The sequence below is a fragment of the Streptomyces brasiliensis genome, from assembly GCF_014647875.1.
GTDB classification, from domain to species: domain Bacteria; phylum Actinomycetota; class Actinomycetes; order Streptomycetales; family Streptomycetaceae; genus Streptomyces; species Streptomyces brasiliensis.
In genome coordinates, this window is record NZ_BMQA01000004.1 from 77,068 (window position 1) to 98,569 (window position 21,502).

General features: G+C 72.8%; 21 protein-coding genes. 7 read left to right on the forward strand and 14 right to left on the reverse strand.

What is annotated here, in order from left to right; translation table 11 throughout:
- Window positions 1–13: 13 nt before the first annotated feature.
- Together IEZ19_RS08050 and IEZ19_RS50500 are read right to left on the reverse strand one after the other, a co-directional pair.
- Window positions 14–796, reverse strand: coding sequence for an IS630 family transposase (locus tag IEZ19_RS08050; protein ID WP_229840063.1), 783 nt, complete (start codon window positions 794–796; stop codon window positions 14–16).
- Window positions 685–1,155: a helix-turn-helix domain-containing protein gene (locus IEZ19_RS50500; RefSeq protein WP_229840065.1), complete on the reverse strand. Its 471-nt coding sequence runs from the start codon at window positions 1,153–1,155 to the stop codon at window positions 685–687. Before IEZ19_RS50500 ends, IEZ19_RS08050 begins: the two co-directional genes overlap by 112 nt.
- A 96-nt stretch (window positions 1,156–1,251) precedes the next feature.
- On the opposite strand from IEZ19_RS50500, the gene IEZ19_RS08055 reads away from it, so the two are divergent.
- Window positions 1,252–2,517, forward strand: coding sequence for an alpha-L-fucosidase (locus IEZ19_RS08055; RefSeq protein WP_189310392.1), 1,266 nt, complete (start codon window positions 1,252–1,254; stop codon window positions 2,515–2,517).
- 333 nt (window positions 2,518–2,850) lie between these two features.
- Here IEZ19_RS08055 and IEZ19_RS08065 read toward each other — a convergent pair whose 3' ends face one another.
- Window positions 2,851–3,837, reverse strand: coding sequence for a threo-3-hydroxy-L-aspartate ammonia-lyase (locus IEZ19_RS08065; protein WP_189310393.1), 987 nt, complete (start codon window positions 3,835–3,837; stop codon window positions 2,851–2,853).
- Window positions 3,838–3,953: 116 nt separating this feature from the next.
- Here IEZ19_RS08065 and IEZ19_RS08070 point away from each other — a divergent pair, with 116 nt between their 5' ends.
- Together IEZ19_RS08070 and IEZ19_RS08075 are read left to right on the forward strand one after the other, a co-directional pair.
- Window positions 3,954–4,682: a helix-turn-helix transcriptional regulator gene (locus IEZ19_RS08070; RefSeq protein WP_189310394.1), complete on the forward strand. Its 729-nt coding sequence runs from the start codon at window positions 3,954–3,956 to the stop codon at window positions 4,680–4,682.
- 46 nt (window positions 4,683–4,728) lie between these two features.
- Window positions 4,729–5,511 (forward strand): thioesterase family protein, encoded by a 783-nt coding sequence (locus IEZ19_RS08075; protein WP_189310395.1) that lies wholly within the window; start codon window positions 4,729–4,731, stop codon window positions 5,509–5,511.
- 12 nt (window positions 5,512–5,523) lie between these two features.
- On the opposite strand, the gene IEZ19_RS50505 is transcribed toward IEZ19_RS08075, so the two are convergent.
- On the reverse strand, window positions 5,524–5,712 hold the full coding sequence (locus tag IEZ19_RS50505) for a universal stress protein (RefSeq protein ID WP_373296933.1): 189 nt from the start codon (window positions 5,710–5,712) through the stop codon (window positions 5,524–5,526).
- Complete coding sequence (locus IEZ19_RS08080; RefSeq protein WP_229840068.1) at window positions 5,661–6,203, reverse strand: universal stress protein; 543 nt, start codon at window positions 6,201–6,203, stop codon at window positions 5,661–5,663. The genes IEZ19_RS50505 and IEZ19_RS08080 overlap by 52 nt, the downstream gene beginning before the upstream one ends.
- 236 nt (window positions 6,204–6,439) lie before the next feature.
- Here IEZ19_RS08080 and IEZ19_RS08085 point away from each other — a divergent pair, with 236 nt between their 5' ends.
- Window positions 6,440–6,703 (forward strand): DUF1876 domain-containing protein, encoded by a 264-nt coding sequence (locus tag IEZ19_RS08085; RefSeq protein WP_189310396.1) that lies wholly within the window; start codon window positions 6,440–6,442, stop codon window positions 6,701–6,703.
- An 81-nt stretch (window positions 6,704–6,784) separates the two neighbouring features.
- Here IEZ19_RS08085 and IEZ19_RS08090 read toward each other — a convergent pair whose 3' ends face one another.
- From IEZ19_RS08090 to IEZ19_RS08115, 6 genes are all read right to left on the reverse strand, one after another.
- Window positions 6,785–7,687: a universal stress protein gene (locus IEZ19_RS08090; protein WP_189310397.1), complete on the reverse strand. Its 903-nt coding sequence runs from the start codon at window positions 7,685–7,687 to the stop codon at window positions 6,785–6,787.
- A 148-nt stretch (window positions 7,688–7,835) separates the two neighbouring features.
- Window positions 7,836–10,208, reverse strand: coding sequence for a glycoside hydrolase family 65 protein (locus tag IEZ19_RS08095; RefSeq protein ID WP_189310623.1), 2,373 nt, complete (start codon window positions 10,206–10,208; stop codon window positions 7,836–7,838).
- A gap of 161 nt (window positions 10,209–10,369) precedes the next feature.
- The gene (locus IEZ19_RS08100; RefSeq protein WP_189310398.1) at window positions 10,370–11,224 is read right to left on the reverse strand and encodes a universal stress protein; all 855 of its coding nucleotides are present in this window, start codon (window positions 11,222–11,224) and stop codon (window positions 10,370–10,372) included.
- A 508-nt stretch (window positions 11,225–11,732) separates the two neighbouring features.
- Entirely contained in the window at window positions 11,733–12,362 is a 630-nt protein-coding gene (locus IEZ19_RS08105; RefSeq protein ID WP_189310399.1) for an Rv1733c family protein, read from the reverse strand.
- A gap of 42 nt (window positions 12,363–12,404) precedes the next feature.
- Complete coding sequence (locus IEZ19_RS08110; RefSeq protein ID WP_189310400.1) at window positions 12,405–13,106, reverse strand: CBS domain-containing protein; 702 nt, start codon at window positions 13,104–13,106, stop codon at window positions 12,405–12,407.
- A 106-nt stretch (window positions 13,107–13,212) separates the two neighbouring features.
- A complete protein-coding gene (locus IEZ19_RS08115; RefSeq protein WP_229840070.1) occupies window positions 13,213–14,958 on the reverse strand; it encodes a sensor histidine kinase in 1,746 nt (581 codons plus the stop codon).
- A 343-nt stretch (window positions 14,959–15,301) separates the two neighbouring features.
- Between IEZ19_RS08115 and ppdK the strand changes: the two genes are divergently transcribed.
- From ppdK to IEZ19_RS08130, 3 genes are all read left to right on the forward strand, one after another.
- A complete protein-coding gene (gene ppdK / locus IEZ19_RS08120) occupies window positions 15,302–17,989 on the forward strand; it encodes a pyruvate, phosphate dikinase (RefSeq protein ID WP_189310402.1) in 2,688 nt (895 codons plus the stop codon).
- A gap of 69 nt (window positions 17,990–18,058) precedes the next feature.
- Window positions 18,059–18,466 carry a hypothetical protein gene (locus IEZ19_RS08125; RefSeq protein WP_189310403.1) on the forward strand — a complete coding sequence of 136 codons (408 nt, stop codon included), beginning with the start codon at window positions 18,059–18,061 and terminating at the stop codon, window positions 18,464–18,466.
- Between the two features lie 323 nt (window positions 18,467–18,789).
- A complete protein-coding gene (locus tag IEZ19_RS08130; protein WP_189310404.1) occupies window positions 18,790–19,245 on the forward strand; it encodes a pyridoxamine 5'-phosphate oxidase family protein in 456 nt (151 codons plus the stop codon).
- 27 nt (window positions 19,246–19,272) lie between these two features.
- Here IEZ19_RS08130 and IEZ19_RS08135 read toward each other — a convergent pair whose 3' ends face one another.
- The 3 genes from IEZ19_RS08135 to IEZ19_RS08145 form a co-directional block, all read right to left on the reverse strand.
- Window positions 19,273–20,049, reverse strand: a complete 777-nt coding sequence (locus IEZ19_RS08135; protein ID WP_189310405.1) for a universal stress protein — start codon at window positions 20,047–20,049, stop codon at window positions 19,273–19,275.
- Window positions 20,050–20,240: 191 nt separating this feature from the next.
- Complete coding sequence (locus tag IEZ19_RS08140; protein WP_189310406.1) at window positions 20,241–20,681, reverse strand: pyridoxamine 5'-phosphate oxidase family protein; 441 nt, start codon at window positions 20,679–20,681, stop codon at window positions 20,241–20,243.
- A 133-nt stretch (window positions 20,682–20,814) separates the two neighbouring features.
- Entirely contained in the window at window positions 20,815–21,489 is a 675-nt protein-coding gene (locus tag IEZ19_RS08145; RefSeq protein WP_189310407.1) for a helix-turn-helix domain-containing protein, read from the reverse strand.
- Window positions 21,490–21,502 lie beyond the last annotated feature (13 nt).

Here is a 21,502-nt window from a genome sequence, read left to right on the forward strand (position 1 = left end):
TAGATTGTCGCGGCTAATTTGTGGGATATAGGTGGCGTAGTTTGATGCGCGCGTCGTGGGTGGTGAACTGCCAGTTCACCTGACGTTGGTCGCTGTTTGTGGCGTTCTGCCAGGCCGAGAGTTCGGTGTTGAGGGTGTCGAGGTCGGTGATCCGGCGGTCGAGGCATTGCCGGGTCAGTGCAGAGAGTTCGATCTCGGCGATGTTGAGCCAGGAGCCGTGTTTGGGTGTGTGGTGGATCTCGAGGCGTTGAGCCAGGGCGAAGGCCTCGGCTGGTTCGAAGGCTTCGTACAGTGAGGCGATGTCGTGGGTGTTGAGGTTGTCCATCACCAGCACCACGGTCTCGGCGTCGGGGTAGTCCTCGGTCAATAACCGCCGGACCTGGCCAGCCCAGTCGATCCTGGTGCGACGAGGCTGGGCGTCTACTCGGCGCCACCCTCGCAGGGGTTCAACCCACACAAAGATCGAGCACGTGCCGCAGCGGATGTACTCGCTGTCCTGGCGGGCGTCGCGGCCGGGGGCGGTCGGGAGCGGGTCGCGGGCATGGGCGAGGAGCTGGTAGGGCTTCTCGTCCATGCACACCACCGGGCGGGCCGGGTCATAGGGCCGGGCATAGACGGCCAGCACGTCCTCCATCCGGGCCGCGAACTGCGAGTTCGCTCGTGGTGGGATGGTCCAGCACTTCTTCAGATGAGGACGCAGCCTCGTTTTTTTAAGACCCGCCCGATGGTGGAGTGGTCCAGATCGGGGATGTCCTCGACCAGCGCGACATGCTTCTCCAGAAGCCGCAATGACCATCGGGCACGGCCTGCCGGGGGCTGGGAGCACGCCATCGCGATCAGCCGGGCCTCGACCTCACCGGTCACCGGTGAGGGCACCGGCGGGAGCTCCCGCTGTTTCCGCTGGATCGTCGCGTCGACATCACCACCGGTCTCGGCGAACCGCTTGGCCACCAGCCGGATCGTCTCCCCCGAGACCTCGAGCCGAGCAGCGATCACCTCTTTCGGATCGACGACGCCCACCGAGGTATCCAGCGCCAGCAGCACCCGAGCCCGCCGGATCATCGAGGCCGGATGCACCCCCGTCGTGGTTATCCGAACCAACTCATCACGATCTGCCGCGGTCAACGTGACCGGACGCTTCTTCTGCGAAGGCATGAGATCCGTCATATCAGGCAGAGGGAACGGAAATCTGCCAGACACCTACCACCGACACACCCGAACTAAGCAGCGACACACTACTAGCGTGGGCGCATGCCGATGCAACCCTGGTTCCGCGACGCCAAGTTGGGCATCTTCGTCCACTGGGGCATCTACGCGGTGGATGGAGTCCCGGAGTCCTGGTCCTTCTACACGGGGCAGGTGTCCCACGAGCGGTACATGAAACAGCTGGACGGCTTCACGGCCTCTCGGTACGACCCCCGCGCCTGGGCGGAGCTGTTCGTCCGTGCGGGTGCCCGGTACGCCGTCCTCACCGCCCGGCACCATGACGGCGTGGCCCTGTGGGACACCGCCCACGGCGACCTGAACGTGGCCGCCGGCACACCGGCGGGCCGCGACCTGCTCGCCGGTTACACCGCCGCACTGCGCGAACGGGGCCTCAAGGTCGGCCTCTACTACTCGCACTCCGACTGGAACCACCCCGACTACGCGAGCACCCGTCACCCCGAGCCCGGCGAGGAACCGCCCAACCCCTACTCCCACGCGGCACCGGGTGCCGAGGACCCCGAGGCGTGGGCGCGCTTCCTCGCCTACCGCAACGCCCAGGTGGGCGAGTTGGTCGCGCGGTTCCGCCCGGACCTGCTGTGGTTCGACGGCGAGTGGGAGCGCACGGAGGAACAGTGGGGCATGAGGGAGCTCGCCGAGGCCGTCCTGGCCGGAAACCCTGACACGATCCTCAACGCCCGCATGCTGAGCCACGGCGACTACGCCACGCCGGAGCAGGGCGTACCGCTTCAAGCACCGGACGGGCCATGGGAGTTGTGCCTCACCGTCAACGACTCGTGGGGGTTCCAGCACCAGGATCACAACCACAAGTCGGTGCGCCAGCTGGTGCGTTACTTCGCGGAGACGATCGGCGCCGGCGGCAATCTGCTGCTCGACATCGGCCCGCGCGAGGACGGCACGATCCTGCCGGAGCAGGCGGAGCGTCTCGAGGGACTCGGGGCGTGGATCGCCCGGCACTCGGACGCCGTGTACGGCACGGTGGCGGGGCTGCCGCCCGGCCACCACTACGGGCCGAGCACGCTGTCGGCGGACCGGCGCACGCTCTACCTGGTGTGCTTCGACGCCCCGCGCGAGACCGTGTCCGTACGGGGGCTGCGCAACCGGATCCGCCGGGTGAGCGTGGTCGGGACGGGCACCGAGCTGGGCCACCGTGTCACCGGGGGACTGCACGAGGTGCCGGGCGTGACATGGCTCGAGGCACCGGGACCGGACGACGTGGACGAGTACGCGACGGTCCTCGCCCTGGAACTCGACGGCGAGCTGGACCTCTACAGGGGTACGGGGCGCGACTGACACCTTGGCCCGGGCGGGGACACGGACGTGGACGTGGACGTGGCCTCAGCGTCCACGCCCACGGGCCGGCGCCAGCTCGCACGAGCCGGGCGACCACCGCCTCAGACCACCCCGGGCCACCGCCGCCTCATGCCACCCCGCCGACCGCCTCCGCCCCCCACACACAACACCCCGGCAGGACGCCGTGCGTGGGCACCTGGTCGCCCGCACGACCGGCTGCAGGAGCTCCTCGCGGGCATGGGCGCCGCCGTCGACGCCGCGGGCGGACGTCTCACGATGCGCTACGCCACGGTGGTGATCACGGCGGCCCGCACCGCGGCCGGCTGATGCGTCTCACGCGCCGTTCGCCGATCGGCCGTCGACGATCTCGGCGAAGCGGTCCGCGCCGACGTTGCCGCCGGAGAGGATGACGCCGATCCTGCGCGGCCCCGGCTCGATCCGCTGGGCCAGCAGGGCCGCCAGGCCGCTGGCGCCGCTGGGCTCGACGACGCTCTTCAGCCGTTCGAAGGCGAACCGCATCGCGTCCCGGATCTGGTCGTCGCTCACGAGTGAAATGCCGTCCAGCAGGCGCCGGTTGATGGAGAAGGTCAGCTCTCCGGGGATGTCGGCGGCCTGACCGTCGGCGATGGTGCGGGGCACCGGCACGGAGACGCGCCGACCCGCCTCCAGGGACCGCTTGGTGTCGTCGCCGGCCTCGGGCTCGACCCCGACGACCCGGATGCCGGGCAGCAGCCCCTTGGCCGCGGTGGCGCTGCCCGCGATCAGCCCGCCGCCGCCGACCGGCACGACGAGCGCATCCAGATCCCCCACTTCTTCGATGAGTTCGAGGGCCGCCGTGCCCTGTCCGGCGATGACGTGGGGGTGTTCGTACGGTGGCACCAGTGCCAGCCCGCGGTCGGCTGCGAGGGCCTCGCCCATCGCGTTGCGGTCGCCGGTGTAGCGGTCGTAGGTGACGATCTCCGCCCCGTAGCCGACGGTCGCCTCCAGCTTGGCGCGGGGTGTGTCCTCCGGCATGAGGATCACGGCGGTGGTGCCGAGTTCACGGGCGGCCAGGGCGACGGCCTGGGCGTGGTTACCGGAGGAGTAGGCGGCGACGCCCTTGGCGAGCTGCTCCGGGGACAGCCGGGACGCGGCGTTGTACGCGCCGCGGAACTTGAAGGCACCGATGCGCTGGAGGTTCTCGCACTTGAGGAAGACCTCGGCGCCGACCAGCTCGTCCAGGGTGCGCGAGCGCAGGACGGGGGTGCGGTGGGCGACGCCCTTGATCCGTGCCGCGGCGTCCTGGACGTCCGCCAGGGTGACGGGCGGGGTGTCGGGCATGTGCGTCCTCCGTTCTGGGCGCCGTCGACGCCCGGTGGGCTTCCGCTGGAGACTCCTTGGAATTATTGTCTACTACCTGTACTGAAAGTCCAGACCCGGTCCACGAAGGCGAGCCGATGACGCAGCGATCGACGGACACCAGCGACGACGCGGCGCCGCAGCCGACAGGCGCCGACGACGACTCGGCGCGGCGTGAGCAGGACGCGATCGTCACCGCCCTCACCCCGGTGATCGACGGGATCGCCACGACCCTCGGGTCCTGCTGCGAGGTGGTGATCCACGACTTCCGGCGCCCCGAGCGCTCCGTCGTCGCCATCGCCGGGGCGGTCACCGGGCGCGGCGTCGGCGGGTCCATGAGCGAGATCGGCATGAAGGTCCTCGCGAGCGGCGACACGGCGCGCGACGAGCTGAACTACCTCACCCGCACCCAGGACGGGAAGCTGGTGAAGTCCTCCACGATGGTGCTGCGCGACACGCGCGGTACGGTGTTCGGCGCGCTGTGCGTCAATCTCGACGTCACCGCCGTGACCCAGGCCCACACGCTGATCGGCGAGATCGCCGGGGTCGCCGCGACCGGTCCCGAACCTCCGACGACCGCCTTCGGCGACGACATCGGCACGGTGCTGGACTCCATCGTCGACACGCACCAGCTGCGCCGCAACAAGCCCTGGGCCCAACTGACCCGTACCGAACGGCTGGACCTGTTCCGCGACCTCGACGAGCGGGGCGTGTTCGCGGTGCGTGGCTCGGTCCAGCAGGTCGCCGGGCGACTCGGTATCTCCCGCGCGTCCGCGTACAGCTATCTGGCCGCGACCCGCAACGACGACGGCCCAGGTACGTCCTGAGCAGCACCGCCCCAAGCACCGTGAACAGCCCGAGGAAAGGCGTCCGTTGAACACCGGCAGCTACTATGAGCGCATCGACGAGCACCGTTTCAAGCCCACCCCGCACGCGGGCGGCGCCTGGGACCCCGGCGAGCTGCACTTCAGCCCGCTCGGCGGTCTTGTCGCGCACGCCCTCGACCGGTACCGGGCGGCGCGCCCGGACGACGGGCTCGCGCTCGCCCGGATCAGCTACGACATCCTGGGGCGGCTCGCCCTGGACGAGTGCGAGATCCGGGTCGAGACGGTGCGCCCCGGCCGCACCATCGAACTCCTCGAAGCCGTCGTGCTCGTCGCCGACCGGCCGGTGGTCCGCGCGCGTGCCTGGTTCCTGGCCACGCTGGACACCGCAGCGGTGGCGGGCGGCTCCGGCGAACGGCTGCCGGACCCGGAGACGCTCGCGCCGTGGCGGATGTCCGACGTGTGGCCCGGCGGCTACATCGCCTCCCTCGACGTACGGCCGGTCGCCCCGCCGCAGCAGGGTCGTACGACCGCCTGGGTCGCCACGCCCCTCGAGCTCGTGGCCGGGGAGCCCGTCGGCCCGGTCGCGTCCTACCTCGCCCTCGTCGACACGGCCAACGGCATCGCCGTACGGCAGCCGCCGACCGAGTGGATGTTCCCCAACGTCGACCTCACCGTGCACCTGCACCGCCGGCCCGAGGGCCGCTGGACCGGTCTGGACACCACGGTCGTCTTCGGCCCGACCGGCCAGGGCCTGACCGGCACGGTCCTGCACGACGTCCACGGCCCGGTCGGCCAGGCCCAGCAGATCCTCACGGTCCGACCGCTGTAGCGGGTGTGGGCGTCAGCGGCCGTTCGCCGGGATCACGGCGACCGGGCAGCCTGCGGAGCGCAGCAGTGACCGGCTCGCCCCGTCCCACAGCAGTCGCGGCATCCCCTGGCGTCCGCATGCCGCGACGACGACCAACTGGGCGTGTTCGCTCACGTCGGTGAGGGTCCGCCCGAGCCGGCCAGGCACCGGCCGGTCGTGCACCGTGACCTCCGGGTGCGCCTTCCGCAGGTCCCGCAGAATCCCGGCGAGGCCGTCCGGTGCGCCCGGGCGCCTGCCCCAGGGGCGCACGGGCCGCGGACCACCAGGACCGGGCAGCGCGCGTGCGCGGTCAGATGTCCGGCGACCGATCCCTTCCGCGTGCGGTCCGGGCGACGGCCGCCGATGACGGTCAGCGACGCGTCGCGCGCCTCCGTCGCCAGGACCGACTCGGGGTCGCCGATGAGAACGTCCTGCGTGACCTCCAGGAACGGGGCGGTGCGACAGGCCCGGCGCTCCGCCTCGGTCAGGATCCTGTCCGCCCGCTCGCGCACCGCGCCCCCGGCCGGGTCCCACGCGGCCGCGCCCGCCGACCAGCCGATGGCATGGACCAGCCGGAGTTCCGTGCCGTGCCGCTCGGCCTCCCGTGCCGCGGCCTCGACCACGTCCCGGTCCGACGGCGAACCGTCCACTCCCACCACGACGGGACCCTTCATGTCGCCCCTCCCCTGCCGGTCACGGTCGGCGGCCGTACGGCACGGCCGGACCGATCCCACCGTGCTCCCGTGCCCGCACCTCCCACAGGGGCCGGAAGGGGCCCGGAACCGCGCCATCCGGCCCCACCGGCGGCGGCCGGAACACGGCGGTGGGGCCGGACAGGGTCGATCGGCCCTGGACCGACGGCGCGAACGGGCGCAGCCTTGAGAAGTGCAGGGGGGTGCCCACGGAGGTGATGACGGTGCAAGCCAAGCAGTGGACCGTACAGATCTTCATCACGGAGGACGACAACAACACCCACGCGCGTGCCGTCCTGAGCACCCGCGACACGTCGACGGTCACCGGCACGGGCACCGCGCGGCGCAACCCGGTGGACCGGCCGATCCCCGAGATCGGTGACGAACTGGCCGCCAGCCGCGCACTGGAGGACCTCGCCCTCCGGCTGCACGAAGTGGCGGCTCGCGACGTGGTGGAGATGGCCGGGCCCATCCGCGGCTGACGGCGGAGCAGGGCACGGCATGTCACCGGGGCCTCCGCCACCCGCACAAGGAAGCGGAGGCCCCGGCATGTGACCGTTCGCTCACCGGTGCGGTACCACGGCCACCGGGCAGCCCACGTGGTGGATCGCCGCATGCGTGACGGGACCCAGGCGCGGCCCGGCCGGCCGCTCTGCGAGGTGCCGGCCCACGACCAGGAGGCTCGCCCCGGTCGCGGCGCGCACCAGCACGTTGGTGGCCCTCTCCTCGACCACGGTCTCCAGCGTCTCCACGTCTGGGTACTTGTCCCGCCAGACCTGCAGCAAGGCCTGGAGGAAGCCCAGCCACTCGTCCGCGCGCTGCGGCTCGTTCACCAGGGCGATCTCGCCGGGACCGAGACCCACCGGCCAGGGCACGTGCCAGGCGTGCACGGCCCGCAGCCGCGCGTGGCGCAGCCGGGCCGCCTCGAAGGCGAACTCGATGACCTCGTCGCAGGGGTCGCCGACGTCGATGCCCAGGACCACGTCCCGGTAGCCGGTGCGCGTCGAGGCGCTGCCGTCGGCGGCCGGAAGGTGCTCGTCGGCCGCGTCCTCGCCGGCCCGCACGAGGACGACGGGACGCCCGGCCTTCGACGCTACGCCGAGCGCGACCGAACCCACGAGGAACCCGGTGAAGCCGCTCAGTCCGCGCGAGCCCAGGACCAGGAGGTCGGCACCCTCGGCGGCCTTCAGGAGTGCGGCGGTCGCCGGGCCCTCGACCTGTTCGTCGTGGATCCGGACCTCCGGGCACGTGGCGCGAACATGCTCCTGCGCCGCGCGCAGGACGCGTCGGGCCAGATTCCGCTGGGCGGCGGTCGCGATCTCACCGTCCCGCCCGCGCGGGTGCCAGTTCCAGACGTGCACGAGACGCAGCGGTCGTCCCCTGCGGACGGCCTCGCGGGCCGCCCACGCGGCGGCGGAAAGGCTCTCGGACGATCCGTCGACTCCGGCGACAACAGGCGGCAGCATGACGGCACCTCCAGTGATGGTTCAGGTTCCCGGTTCCACCGTCGTACGGCGGCCGGTGTACGGCGAGGGGCTACCAGGTCCACGCCGGGGTCCGACCGGCCCCCCTGCGTGGGAAGTTCATGTTGTACCGGGGCCGGGTCCCCGCGTGTCAGTCCGGTAGCACCAGCCGGACCGTCTCCCCCGGCGGCACGGACACCGCCCGCTCCGGGAGCCGGATGTCGATGGGCCGGCGGTCGGACTGTGGCACGACGACGTCCAGCAGTCCGCGCTCCAGGCGCAGCTGTACGCCCCAGTGGCCCTGGTACTGGAACGAGAAGCCGTACGAGGACAGTTCGGGCAGCGGCACGGGGTCGAGCCACAGCGTTTTCTCCCTGGTCTCGAGCCCGGTCAGCCCGCGCTGCACGAGGTCGAGCGTGCCGCCCATCGCGCCGAGGTGGATGCCCTCGCCGGTGGTGCCGCCCTGGAGGTCGGCGATGTCGCCCCGCAGGGCCTCCTGGACGAAGATCCAGGCGTCCGAACGCCGGCAGCGCGCGAGGACCCAGCCGTGCACCAGGCCGCTGAGGGTGGAGCCGTGGCTGGTGCGGCGCAGATAGTGGTCGACGGTGCGCCGCCAGGTCTCCTCGTCCAGCCGGTACCCCAACCTGGTGAAGAGGGCGTCCAGTTCGGCCGGTGAGAAGAGGTAGCCGAGCATCAGCACGTCCGCCTGCTTGGACGCCTTGTAGCGGTTGACGGTGTCGCCCTCCGCCTCCAGGATCCGGTCGAGGCGGCGGATGTCGTCGTACCGATTGCGGTAGCCGTCCCAGTCCAGCTCCTGGAGGTCGTCGTAACCCTCGAACTGGCTGATGACGCCGTCGCCGTGGAAGGGGACGTGGAGGGTGCGCGACACCTCCTCCCAGCGGTCGGGCTCGCCGGGCTCCAGGCCGATGCGCTCGACGAGTTCGCGGCGGCGCGGCTGGGGCAGGACGCGCAGCAGATCGAGGGCGCGGCAGAGCACCCAGGCGGCGGTGACGTTGGTGTAGGCGTTGTCGTCGAGGCCGGGCTCGGTCGCGCCCGGGTAGGCGTCGTGGTACTCGTCCGGACCGACCACGCCCCGGATGCGGTGCCGGCCGAGGCGGTCGTCGTAGGTGGCCGAGTCGGCCCAGAAGCGGGCGATCTCCAGCAGCGTCTCGGCGCCCTCGGTGTGCAGGAACTCGGCGTCGCCGCTCGCCTCGCTGTAGCGCCACACGTTGTACGCGACCGCCGAGCCGACGTGTCGCTGCAGGCGCGAGTGGTCCGGCAGCCAGCGCCCCGAACGGGGGTTGACGTGCACCTCCTGCGTCTCCTCGCGGCCGTCGCTGCCGCTCTGCCACGGGTACAGCGCGCCGCGCCGGCCGAGCGCGCGGGCCGCCGCACGGGCCTGCTCGAGGCGCCGGTGGCGGTAGCGGAGCAGGGCGCGCGAGACCTCGGGGAAGTGCAGGTCGAGATACGGCAGGACGAACAGCTCGTCCCAGAAGACGTGCCCGCGGTACGCCTCGCCGTGCAGCCCGCGCGCCGGCACACCGACGTCCAGGTCGGCCGTGTGCGGGGACAGCGTCTGCAGGACGTGGAAGAGGTGCAGCCGCAGGATGTGGCCCGCCTCACCGGGCACGTCCAACTCGGCGCGCCGCCACAGCTGTTCCCACGCGATGCGGTGCGCCTGGGTCAGCGCCTCGAATCCGGGGGCGGCGCCCACCCGGTCGACGGCGGCGCGCAGCGGGTCGCCGATCGCGGGGTCGCGGGAGGTGTGCACGGCGACGGTCTTGTCGACGGCGACGGTACGGCCGGGCGTCAGCGACAGCCGCATGTGCTGCACGGCCCGCCATGGTTCGTGCGGGTCGGAGACGGGTGCGTCGGCGGTGAGCCGGGCCGCCATGCCGATCCCGATGTCCGAGGTGCGGGTACGGCAGCGCAGCCACACCGTGTCCGCCGCGGCGCTGCCGGTGCGTACGTCGGTGAGGTGCCGGCCGTCCAGATCGCGGTAGCGGGCCACTCCGGAGTTGGTGACACCCCCGTCGAGCGCGGCCTCGACGAGCAGTTCGTCGGCGAAGCCCTCGGCGGTGAACTCGGTGCACAGCGCGGCGAGATGGGGGTCGGCCATGTGCACGAGCCGCTGTTGGCGCACGAACAGGACGCGTTCTTCGCCGAAGCCGTAGCGGGTCCGGCGTTCCAGCAGTCCGGAGTCGAGGTGGAGCACCTGCCGGTGTTCGATCACCTCGGCGCTGTCCGGGCCGAGCCAGTCCTGTCCGTCGAGCCGGAAGCGCAGCGGCAGCCAGTTCGGGAGGTTGACCATGTCCTCGTTCTCGACCCGGCGTCCCGCCACCTCCGAGGTGAGCCGGTCGTAGCAGCCGGCCACATAGGTGCCCGGGTAGTGCACGTGGTCCGCGTCGCACTCCGGCAGCGCGCCGCGTGTGGCGAGGTAACCGTTGCCGACGGTGCACAGTGACTCCCGCAGGCGCTCCTCCGCGGGATCGTAGCCGTCGTACTCCCAGGTCCAGCCCGTCACTGTCACGATCCCCCTTCGAGCGATGCTGCGCGGTCGGCCACGGCGGTGCGCCGCCGCGTCGCAGCAGTCTGACCGCGGTGCGCGGACCGGCGGCGCGCCACGCCGACGGCGGTGGTGAACTCACCGTGACGGCCCGCGCCGGGTGCCCGGTGGGCGGAGGTTCACACCGGCTGCGGGACGATCGCCACGGGGCAGTCCGCGTGATGCAGCAGTTTGTGGGCCACCCGGCCGACCTGGAGCCCGAAGTGCCCCGTCCTGCGGCCCGCGCCGACGATCACGAGGTCGGCGGCGGCCGTGCGGCGCAGCAGCACGTCGTGGGCGTGGCCCTCGACCGTCGCGCGGCGCACCCGGACGCCCGGGTGGTCCGCCACGGCGTCGCGCAGCAGCGCGTCGAGGCCGGTGGAGGCGTGCTCCTCGGGACGCGCGGACTCCTCGCCGCTCCCGTCCGCGCGGCGGCGCCAGGCCCGTACGGCGTCGAGGGTGCACTTGCGGGCCGCTGCCTCCCGGAACGCGAACCGCACGGCCTCGCCGCAGGTGGTGGCGTCCCCGGCGCCGAGCAGGATCCGTTCATGGCTGCTCGCCAGGGCCGCGGGGTCGCCACGCACGACGATCACCGGGCAGGGCGCGCGGGCCGCGACGGCGAGGCCGACCGATCCGAGGAGCAGTCCCCTGAGCCCGCCGCGCCCGCGCGAACCGGTGACGAGGGCGGTGGCCTCGTTGCCTTCGCGCACGAGTGCCTCCGCCGCCTCATCGGGGACGATGGCGGTGGTCACCGTCACGGAGGGGTCGTGGCGGCGGGCGCGTTCGGCGGCGGAGCCGACGACGTGCTCGGCCATCACGCGTTCCGAGGGGCGTTCCAGGCTGTCCGTGGGCACGCCGCCCTCGTAGCGTTCCCAGAGCGAGGCGTGTACCAGTCTGAGGGGCAGGCCGTGGCGGGCGGCCTCGTCCACCGCCCAGTCGACCGCCCGCAGGCTCGCGTCCGATCCGTCGACGCCCACGACCAGGGGGAGTGTCATCGTCCCCACCGCCTTTCGCCGGGTTGCCGGGCCCGGCAGTCGGGTGTTCCGTTTCCACGGTCGCACCGGTCGGCGCCCGGCAGCAGTGGCGGTCGGACCCGGACGGGGACCTTCCGGCCCCACCGGGCGTCAGCGGACCAGTACATGCTCCCCGGAGCGCGGGCGGACAGCAGGGTGTGGCCGGGGCGGCCGAGGCCTCCGCTGACGGCCAGGGTGTGGCCGTCCTCCAGGATGAGGCGGGCCCAGGCGGAGCCGAAAGTCGTCGCCCTCCCGGTGTCACGTGCGTCGGCCCCGGGCAGTGCCCCGGTTCCGGTGGTGCCGAAATCCGCCCGGCCCTGGTGGTGAGGCGGTTGCCGTGGTGTCCTGGTGTTGGCGGGAAGGACCCGGAAGAGACGCGGGGAAGCGGTCAGCGGCCGCGCACCGCGCAATCAGGACCCGCGAGAAGCGGATAGAGCCCTTCCCGCCCTCTCGCGCGACCCGCCGGTTCCGGCTGTCCCACTGGTCCTGGTCACCCTCGCCCTCCGCTGAGTTTGCGCCACTGCGGGCCGACGCGCTTCCATTCCTCGTCCCACTCCGCCAGGCGTCGCTTGATCAGGCGGGCGCGGATCAGACGGCCTCCGGCCCAGGCCAGGGCTCCGGCGGCCGGTGCCACGACGGCTCCCGTGAGGGCCGCCTGGAGCTGCGACTCCATCGGTGACAGCGGTGGCGACACGATGCGGTTCGTGCTGTTCGTCCACACCGTGACGCGGCTGCCCGCGGCCGTGCCCGGTTCCACCTGAGCCTGGTCGGTGTGGACCGAGCCGTCGCGTGTCGTCCAGCGCACGGTGGCCCAGGACCTGCCGGTGTCGTATCCGGTCGCGGACGGTGGGGCGGGCGCCGCGCTCGCGGTCAGTACGGCGGGCACGGCGTGCACCTCGGCCCGGCGCACCTCCAGCGACCGGTCCACCATCCCTGCCGCGACCGCGCCCGCGAGCACTCCGCCCAGCAGGGTCACCGTCCAGGTGACGAGCACGATCCAGGCCTCGACGACGTCACAGCTCCGCCGCAGCGGGTTCTGCCGCCAGCGCCAGAGCCGGTAGCCCGTCGTCCGGGGCTTCCTCGGCCTCTTCCTCTGCTTCGTGCGACGTGTCCTCGCCATGGGTGGACGCCTCCTTCCCTGGCCACGGGTCGCCTTGATGTCTCAGACGGGCCGGACTCCCTCCGTGTCCGGAAGGTCGGGGTCGAGGTCCGGTCGGCGGGGCGGGCCCGTGACCGCGCAGTCCACGTCCACCACGCCCTCGACGGTCCGTGTCAGCCGTGCCGCGACGGGCGCGACCGAGGTGTCACGGATGCGGCCGGTGAGCGTCACGACACCGTCCCGCACGGTCACCTCGACCCGCTCCTCCGGCAGGACGAACAGCCGTGCCACGACCTCCCGGCGCACCTCCTCGGCGATGTCCTCGTCGTCCCGCAGGAACACCTTGAGCAGGTCGGAACGGCTGACCAGGCCCTTGAGGACCCCGGCGCCGTCGACCACGGGGAGCCGCTTGACCTGGTGGACGGCCATGAGGCGCGCCGCCTGGGCGAGGGTGGCTTCCTCGTCCACGGTGACGGCCGGCGCCGTCATCAGCTCCTCGGCGGTCACCGCTCCCGCCTTGGCGAGGTCGGACAGCCGCCGCAGCTGGGTGTAGCGATCGGGATCGCCGTCCCGGAACTCCTCCTTGGGCAGCAGGTCGGCCTCGGAGACGACGCCGACGACGCGCTCCTCGGCGTCGAGCACGGGAAGGGCGCTGACGTTCCACCGCCGCATGGTCCGCACGATGTCCTTGAAGGCCGCACCGGCACCCAGCGCGACGACGGTGCGGGTCATCACATCCCTCACGACGTAACGCGTGCCCTCCATGGCGGCCTCCAGTGTGCTCGGGTGCCCGCTGCGACACCTCCAGAGTCGGTCAGGAGTCCACTGATCGCATGGGCCGAACGGCCCCGCCCGCTGCGCCGTGCGATGTCTACGCCTTCTTTTCGGCGCCGGCGTCGTCCTCCGAGTTCACCGGCACGCACCACACCAGCCTGGTCCCGCCGCCCTCGGGAGTGCTCAACTCCAGCCGCCCGCCCAGCTGCTGGGCCCGCTCGGCCATGTTGCGCAGCCCGCTGCGGCGGCCGTCCGGCGGGATGCCCACACCGTCGTCGGTGACCGACAGCCGCAGCTCGCGCCCGTCCGTGATCAGGGCCACCTCGGCCCGGGTGGCACGGGCGTGCCGCGCGATGTTGGTCAGGGCCTCGGAGAGCACGGCCACCACGTGGTCGCCGGTCTCCTTCGGCACGTCGGTGTCCACCAGGCCCTCCATGCGGACGCTGGGGGCGAAGCCCAGCACGGAGGCGGCCTCGCCCGCCACCCGGACGACCCGGGCCCGCAGTCCGGTCCCGGCGGTGCCCTCGCGCGCCCGCAGACCGAAGATCGTCGACCGGATGATCTTGATGGTCTCGTCCAGGTCGTCAACGGCGCGCAGCACCCGCTCGGAGGCCTCGGCGTGCTCGATGAAGCGGCCCGCGCTCTGCAGGGTCATCCCGGTGGCGAACAGCCGCTGGATCGCAAGATCGTGCAGGTCACGGGCGATCCGGTCGCGGTCCTTGAGCACCGCGATCTGCTCCGCGTCCTGGCGGCGCTCGGCGAGCTCCATGGCGATGGCCGCCTGCGCCGAGAAGACCTGGAGCGGCTCGGTCTCCTTGTCCGCGAACGGAGTCTGGCCGGCCTCCCGCACGAGCAGGACGACACCGCGTACGCCGCCCTCTCCCGTGCCGACGGGGACCGCCACCCCCGGGCCCAGGCCGGCGAACCGGGGCGGACCGGCCGGGAAACGCTCGTCGAGGGCGAGGTCCGCGCTGGTGACCGCCTGCGCGCCGGAGAACGCCTCGCCGATCAGGCTGCCGTCCACCGGCAGCACCAGCCCTCTGAAGGCCTCGGCCTCCTGCCCGAGCGCCAGCTCCACCTCGAGCGAGCCGGTGTCCTCCATGGGCATGGCCACGACCGCCAGGGCGGCACCGGTGATCTCGCGGGCACGCTCGGCGATCAGGCCGAGAACCTCGGTGCGCCCGGCGCCGGACATCAGGCTGTGGGTGATCTCGGAGTTGGCCTGCAGCCAGCGCTCGCGCAGCCGGGACTCCGCGTACAGCCGGGCGTTGTCGATCGCGACACCGGCCGCCACCGCCAGCGTCAGCGTGACGGAGACGTCCTCCTCGTCGAACTGGCCGCCGCCCCGCTTCTCGGTGAGGTACAGATTGCCGAAGACCTGGTCCCGCACCCGGATCGGGACGCCGAGGAAGCTGTTCATCGGCGGGTGGTGAGGCGGGAAGCCGTACGACGCCGGGTGCTCGGAGAGCTTCGCCAGGCGCAGCGGCTCGGGGTTGCGGATCAGCTCGCCGAGGATGCCGTGGCCCTCCGGGAACGGGCCGATCCGGTGGATCAGGTCCTCGGCGACCCCGACCGTGTGGAAGGCCGACAGCCGCTTGCCGTCGGGACCGATCACGCCGAGGGCGGCGTACTCCGCGTCGACCAGGACCGCCGCGGCCTCCACGATGCTGCGCAGGGCCTGCTCCAGGTCCAGTTCACGGCCGACCGAGAGCACCGCCTCCAGCAGGCTGTGGACCCGGTCACGGGTTCCGCGGGCCGCGTCGAGGCGGGCCTGCAGCTCCTCCAGCAGCTCGTCCAGCCTCAGCTGCGGCAGCCGTACGCGGGCCTCCTCCGGGCTTCCCACGTGCGTTCCTCCAGGTCCCCTCAACGCGCGGACACGAATGTTCCGGTCATGTGCCACCGTAATGGTCGCCGCACCATGGCGGTACCGGTTCCCTCCGGTCCGCCCGTGCGACGACCGCATCACCCGCGTGGCTGCCGGTACCGGCCGGACCATGCCAGGGCCACGAGCCGCTCACAGAGCGGGCCGGTCACTCCTGGACGATTCTGGATGTCCGAGGCGTGCGCTGACCGTCACGCCCCGGAGCCGCCCGGCCCACCCGAGGGGTCGTACGGCACCTGCCCGTGCGCGACGGCGCGCTCGACGCTGAAGGCACACCGGATCCCGTAGCGAGGAGAGCGGCGTCATGGTTCGTTACGTGTACGACTTCGCGGACGGCGGCCGTGACATGGCCGACCTGCTGGGCGGCAAGGGGGCGAACCTGGCCGAGATGACCCGGCTGGGGCTGCCCGTCCCGCCGGGGTTCACCGTGACCACGGAGGCCTGCCGGGCGTTCCTGGCGACCGGCGCCGAACCGCAGGGCATGGCGGAGGAGGTGACCCGGCATCTGACGGCCCTGGAGACCGCCGCGGGGCGGGAGCTGGGCCGGCCGGACGATCCGCTGCTGCTGTCCGTGCGCTCCGGGGCACGGTTCTCGATGCCCGGCATGATGGAGACGGTCCTGGACATCGGTCTCACCGACGCGTCGGTGCCGGGCCTGGCCAAGGTCTCCGGGAGCGAGCGCTTCGCCTGGGACTCCTACCGCCGGCTCCTGCAGATGTTCGGCAGCACGGTCATGGGCGTCGACGCGGCCCTGTTCGAGGAGGCCATCACCCGGCTCAAGGAGGCCCGCGAGGCCCCGGACGACGTCCATCTCGAGGCGGCCGATCTCCAAGGCCTGGTCGAGACCTACAAGCGCGTGATCCGGGACGAGACGGGCCAGGACTTCCCGCAGTCCCCCGCCGAGCAGCTGCGGCTCGCGATCCTCGCGGTGTTCCGCTCGTGGAACGGCGAGCGCGCCCGTCTGTACCGGCGCCGCGAGCACATCCCCGACGACCTGGGCACCGCGGTCACGGTGCAGCGCATGGTGTTCGGCAACCTGGGCGCGGACTCCGGCAGCGGTGTCGCCTTCACCCGCGACCCCGCCACGGGGCGCCCCGGTCTGTACGGCGACTACCTGGCGAACGCGCAGGGCGAGGACGTCGTCGCCGGCATCCGCAACGCCGTACCGCTCGCCGAACTCGAACGGCTCGACCCGCGGTCGTACCGGCGGCTGCGCGACCACGCGCAGACACTGGAGCGGCACTACCGGGACCTGTGCGACATCGAGTTCACCATCGAGCGCGGGACGCTGTGGATGCTGCAGACCCGCGTCGGCAAGCGCACCGCCGAGGCCGCGTTCGCCATCGCCGCCGAGCTGGTCGAGGAGGGCCTGATCACGCCGGACGAGTCGCTGGCACGGGTCGGCGGGGAGGGGCTCGCGCGGCTGATGTTCCCCCGCTTCGACACCTCCGCGACCGGCGAGCCGCTGGCCCACGGCATTCCGGCCTCGCCGGGCGCGGCGGTCGGCGCGGTGGTCTTCGACTCCGCCGAGGCCGTACGGCGCGCGGGGGCCGGCGAGGACGTGATCCTCGTACGGCAGGAGACGACTCCGGACGACCTGCCCGGCATGGTCGCCGCCCAGGCGGTCCTGACCAGCCGCGGCGGCAAGACCAGTCACGCCGCCGTGGTGGCCCGCGGCATGGGCAAGGTCTGCGTGTGCGGCGCGGAGGAACTCTCCGTCGACACCGGGGCCCGGCGCTTCACCACTCGCGACGGCACCGTCGTCGAGGAGGGCACGACCGTCTCGGTGGACGGCTCGGCAGGCGCCGTGTACCCGGGTGCGGTGCCGCTGGTGGCGTCCGCCGCGATGCGTTACCTGGAGACCGGCGAGCAGACGGACGGCATAGTGACCGCGGTCGCCCGCGCCCTGAGCCGGGCCGACTCGGTACGGCGGCTCGAGGTGCGGGCCAACGCCGACACCCCCGAGGACGCGGCGCGCGCCCGGCGCTTCGGCGCGCAGGGCATCGGGCTGTGCCGCACGGAACACATGTTCCTGGGCGAGCGGCGCCGGCTGGTCGAGGAGATGATCCTGGCCCGCACGGACTCCGCACGGGACCGGGCGCTGGCGGCGCTGCTGCCGCTGCAGCGGCAGGACTTCACCGGGATCCTGGCGGCGATGGACGGCCTGCCGGTCACCATCCGGCTTCTCGACCCGCCGCTGCACGAGTTCCTGCCCGACCGCACCGAACTCGCCGTCCGTGTCGCCTCCGCCGAGGCCGCCGGGCGTCGACCCGATCCGCACGACGTCGAGCTGCTCGACGCGGTGAGCCGGATGCACGAGGAGAACCCGATGCTCGGCCTGCGCGGTGTGCGGCTGGGACTCGTGGTGCCGGGGCTGGTCGCGATGCAGGTGCGGGCGATCGCCGAGGCGGTCGTGGAGCGCGTCCGGGCCGGCGGCTCGCCGGAGGCCGAGATCATGGTGCCGCTGGTCGGCGCCGTCGAGGAACTACGCATCGAGCGCGAGGAGGTGGAGCGGGTGCTGGCCGAGGTGTCGAAGGAGTCCGGCGTCGCCGTGCACTGCCCGGTCGGCACGATGATCGAGCTGCCCCGGGCCGCGCTCACCGCCGGACGGATCGCCGGCGAGGCCCAGTTCTTCTCCTTCGGCACCAACGATCTGACCCAGACGACCTGGGGCTTCTCCCGGGACGACGTCGAGGCCGCGTTCTTCTCCGCCTACCTCGACAAGGGTGTGTTCGCCACCTCGCCGTTCGAGACGATCGACCGCGACGGCGTCGGCCGGCTGGTCCGCATCGCCGTCGAGGAGGGCCGGGCCGCCCGCCCGGACCTGAAGATCGGCGTCTGCGGCGAGCACGGCGGCGATCCCGACTCGGTCCACTTCTTCCACGGCGCGGGACTGGACTACGTGTCCTGTTCGCCGTTCCGGGTCCCGGTCGCCCGGCTGGAGGCCGGCCGGGCCGCACTGGCCCGGACGGGGACGAGCGACAGCCGGTGAACCGAGGGGCGCAGGCGCCGTACACTTCCCCCCTTCTGTCTTGACGGACCGTCACAAGGGGTACAGCGCATGACAGTTCATGAGGCGGCCGGCAGCAGTGTTCGGGTGCGGGCCGACGGAGACGTGGGCGAGAAGGACCTCGCCCATGTCCGCGCCAAGGTCGAGGCGGCCCTGGCCCGGCCGGGGCTCGGGGAGGTCAGCGGCGAGGTGCGTGTCGCCCGGGCCGCGGCGCACCACGCCGGACAGCCGTGGTCGGCCGGCGCCGAGATCCGCGTCGGGAAGCACGCCGTACTCGTCCGCGCCGAGGAGGCCACCGCGCACGAGCTCGCCGACCGGCTGGCGGACCGGCTGCGCGTGCAGGCCGAGCGGGTGGCGCACCGCGCGGGCACGGCCCGCAGGTCGGCCGGGCCGCCGCCGTGGCGCGGCGGCGAGGCCGACGCGCGGGCGGCCGAGAAGGTTCCGCCGCGCGAGGTGTGAGGGACGTCCGGCCCCGCCCTGGGGACCGTACGGCCCCCAGGGCGGCCCGTTCGGCCCTGGATCCCGGGGCCCGCACGGGAGACACTGGACTCAGGAGCGGCACCGATCCCCCGCGGTGTCGCTCCGTTCTCGCGCGCGTTCTCGTATGTGCCGTGGCCCGCGACCGAAGGATCCGTCCGGACGCCGCGCCAGGGCCGAACGGCCCTAGCGGGTCGGCGTGCGGCGCGGTCGAATGATCACCCTGAGACCGCTCGCGGTCTCTCCCGGACACGGACGAGCCGGATGCAGAGAAGAGTGAGCGACGCACCCGTACGGAACCCGCCATGACCCGTAACGACGACCCATCACCCCGGAGCATCGACCTCGACCGCGTCGAGGCGCTGCGGCTGCTGGGCAGCGTCTCGCTGGGAAGGATCGTCTTCACCCGGCACGCGCTGCCCACCATCCGCCCGGTCAACCATGTCCTGGACGACGGTGACATCATCATCCGCACCCACGAGGGTGCCGCGCTGACCTCGCACGCCCGGCAGGCCGACGGTTCGGGCGTGGTCGTCGCCTACGAGGCCGACGTCATCGACCCGGACACACACCTGGGCTGGAGCGTGGTGGTAACGGGGTACGCCCGGCTGGTCACCGATCCGGACGAACTCGCCCGTGTCCAGAAGCTGGTCCATCCCTGGGTGCAGGAGCACAGCATGGCGTACGCGGTCCGCATCCATCCCGACCTGGTCACCGGGGTGCGTCTGACCGGCGTCGACGGCCGGGCGGACGGCGACTGAACGCTCCCGGCCGGCGGCGTGGGCGGGTCATGGGGCCGGGACCACGATCACCGGGCAGTGCGAGCGGTGCACCAGGGTGAGGGCGACGGGGCCCAGCCGCGGGCCGAGACCGCCCGGGCGGCGATGGGCGCCGATGACGACGACGGCGGCCTCGCGGGTGGCGTCGAGAAGAGCGTGCGCGGGCCCGTTGCGGACCGTGCGGGTCTCCAGTCCCACGGCGGGATACAGGTCCCGGAGCCGGGCCAGGGAGGCCCGTGGTGCCGCCTCGACGGCCCGGGCCCGGCCACGGACCCAGGCACGCAGGACGCGCACCGCGGCACCGCGCCGCTCGGCGTCGCCGAAGGCATAGGCGGCCGTCCGCTCGTCCGTGTCGTCGTTCAGCCCGAGCAGTACGACCCCGTCACCCGAGGTCTCGCCGGCGCACGGGTGCTCGCCGCGGACGACCGCGAGGGGTCCCTGCGCGTGCGCGGCCAGCCGCAGGCTCACCGATCCGAACAACGGTCCGGTGAAGCCGCCGAAGCCCCGGGTGCCCACGACCGTCAGGGCGGCGGTCCCGCTCTCGCGGGCCAGGCCCCGTACGACACCGCCCTCCACGGCGTCGGTCTCCAGCGGCAGCTCCGGGTGCCGTGCGCGCACCCGGGCCGCCGCCGCGTCCAGTACCGGCGCGGCCTCGTCGCGGTCGGGCACGGCGTACACCACACGCAGCGCCGCACCGCGGCGGACCGCCTCCTGCGCGGCCCAGTCCAACGCCCGTACGGAGATCAGCGAGCCGTCCACTCCGACGGCCACCCGACGGTCGGTCATGGCCCTGTCTCCCTTCTGTCCGCACCGCCCGCGCCGTGAGCCGGCCCGGTCGGGGCACCGGGTGCCTCCGAGGACGATGCTGGCCGTCCGCGGGCGCCGGGGGCAGGAGCCGGGTGAACCCTCCCCGCACGCCGAACGGCCCCCGGGACGGGGGCCGTTCGGCGTGCGGGTAGGTCAGGGGTGACGAACGGTCAGGAGGTGAGGTCCAGGCCGTACATCGTGCGTCCGCCGACGAGTTCGCGGCCGGTGACCAGTTCCGGCGCGATACGGACGAAGACCTCCTGCGGCGCGGGCACCCAGGAGCGCGGGCCGGTGCGCACCAGCCGTTCGTGCTCGGCGGCGTCGGTGACCACAGTGGCCCCGCCCGTGACGACGACGCTCCAGCCGGACTGGGTGGTGACGTCGACCTGGTCGGCCTCGAACGCGACCACCGAACCGTCGATCGCCCGCACCAACTCCGAGGCAGCGGAGGTGCGCAGCAGTACCGAGCCGTCGTCCTCGAGGGCGAAGTTGACCGGGAGGACGGCGGGCAGGGCCTGCCGCGTGTGCACGATGCGGCCGACGGCCGCCTTGGCCAGCAGCCGCAGGCACTCCTCCCGGTCCAGTTCGCGGAATCCGTCGTTGGGATACATCAGCCGTCTCGTCTCTCACCTGGTCCAGCGGAAGTACGTCCGTCCATCCTCCGGCGGACCGGAGCACGGGACGAGGGGCCATCGGTCCCGGCCCCGCCGGAGAAGGGCCCGACTCCCGCACGGCCGGGGCGTCTCAGACCGTGATCCGGCGTCCGGTGACGGTCTCCGGCTCGACCCGCACCCACACGTCCCGCTCACCACCGGCCCACGGCAGGCTGTACGCCCGTGCCGTGAGCCGGCTCTCCTCGTCGGGGTCGGTGACGGTCCGCGCACGACCGCGCACGAGCACGCTCCAGCCCTGGCTGAACGCGTCGTCGATCCGGTCGACCTCGAAGGCGACCGGGCGGCTGTCCGCAAGCGCGGGGGTGGTGCCCTCTGCGGTCCGGAACACGATCGCGTCGTCGACGACGTCGTAGTTGACCGGCACGATCACCGGCCCCGAGTCCATGGGGACCGCTAGGCGGCCCACGCCGTGCGCCGACAGCAGCGACCGGCACTCGTCAGGGTCCAGTTCCGTGAACTCGGGAGTGCGCCCGGCCCGTCCGGTGCCCGGGGGCAGGTCGACCGCGCCGCCGGTCAGGTCGGTCACGGTGGTCTGCAGGACCTCGGCCAGTCTGACCAGGGGACCGCTGCCCGGCGCGGCGCCGGGGTGCTCCTCCAGGTACCGGACGTAGCTGGGTGCCATGCCGGCACACTCGGCCGTCTCCTCGAGGGACAGGCCGAGTTGTGAACGCCGTGCGGCGAGGCGGCGGCCCAGGTCGCCCACGGGCGCTCGCGCCGGAACGCTCGCCGGTGTCGGCTCCGCCATGACCCGTCACCTG

What these genes read in the sequence shown, in the direction of transcription:
- IEZ19_RS08050 (WP_229840063.1), bottom strand. Translation starts at nt 796, where the DNA reads ATGGTCATTGCGGCTTCTGGAGAAGCATGTCGCGCTGGTCGAGGACAT.
- IEZ19_RS50500 (WP_229840065.1), bottom strand. Translation starts at nt 1,155, where the DNA reads ATGCCTTCGCAGAAGAAGCGTCCGGTCACGTTGACCGCGGCAGATCGT.
- IEZ19_RS08055 (WP_189310392.1), top strand. Translation starts at nt 1,252, where the DNA reads ATGCCGATGCAACCCTGGTTCCGCGACGCCAAGTTGGGCATCTTCGTC.
- IEZ19_RS08065 (WP_189310393.1), bottom strand. Translation starts at nt 3,837, where the DNA reads ATGCCCGACACCCCGCCCGTCACCCTGGCGGACGTCCAGGACGCCGCG.
- IEZ19_RS08070 (WP_189310394.1), top strand. Translation starts at nt 3,954, where the DNA reads ATGACGCAGCGATCGACGGACACCAGCGACGACGCGGCGCCGCAGCCG.
- IEZ19_RS08080 (WP_229840068.1), bottom strand. Translation starts at nt 6,203, where the DNA reads ATGAAGGGTCCCGTCGTGGTGGGAGTGGACGGTTCGCCGTCGGACCGG.
- IEZ19_RS08085 (WP_189310396.1), top strand. Translation starts at nt 6,440, where the DNA reads ATGACGGTGCAAGCCAAGCAGTGGACCGTACAGATCTTCATCACGGAG.
- IEZ19_RS08090 (WP_189310397.1), bottom strand. Translation starts at nt 7,687, where the DNA reads ATGCTGCCGCCTGTTGTCGCCGGAGTCGACGGATCGTCCGAGAGCCTT.
- IEZ19_RS08100 (WP_189310398.1), bottom strand. Translation starts at nt 11,224, where the DNA reads ATGACACTCCCCCTGGTCGTGGGCGTCGACGGATCGGACGCGAGCCTG.
- IEZ19_RS08105 (WP_189310399.1), bottom strand. Translation starts at nt 12,362, where the DNA reads ATGGCGAGGACACGTCGCACGAAGCAGAGGAAGAGGCCGAGGAAGCCC.
- IEZ19_RS08110 (WP_189310400.1), bottom strand. Translation starts at nt 13,106, where the DNA reads ATGGAGGGCACGCGTTACGTCGTGAGGGATGTGATGACCCGCACCGTC.
- ppdK (WP_189310402.1), top strand. Translation starts at nt 15,302, where the DNA reads ATGGTTCGTTACGTGTACGACTTCGCGGACGGCGGCCGTGACATGGCC.
- IEZ19_RS08125 (WP_189310403.1), top strand. Translation starts at nt 18,059, where the DNA reads ATGACAGTTCATGAGGCGGCCGGCAGCAGTGTTCGGGTGCGGGCCGAC.
- IEZ19_RS08130 (WP_189310404.1), top strand. Translation starts at nt 18,790, where the DNA reads ATGACCCGTAACGACGACCCATCACCCCGGAGCATCGACCTCGACCGC.
- IEZ19_RS08135 (WP_189310405.1), bottom strand. Translation starts at nt 20,049, where the DNA reads ATGACCGACCGTCGGGTGGCCGTCGGAGTGGACGGCTCGCTGATCTCC.
- IEZ19_RS08140 (WP_189310406.1), bottom strand. Translation starts at nt 20,681, where the DNA reads ATGTATCCCAACGACGGATTCCGCGAACTGGACCGGGAGGAGTGCCTG.
- IEZ19_RS08145 (WP_189310407.1), bottom strand. Translation starts at nt 21,489, where the DNA reads ATGGCGGAGCCGACACCGGCGAGCGTTCCGGCGCGAGCGCCCGTGGGC.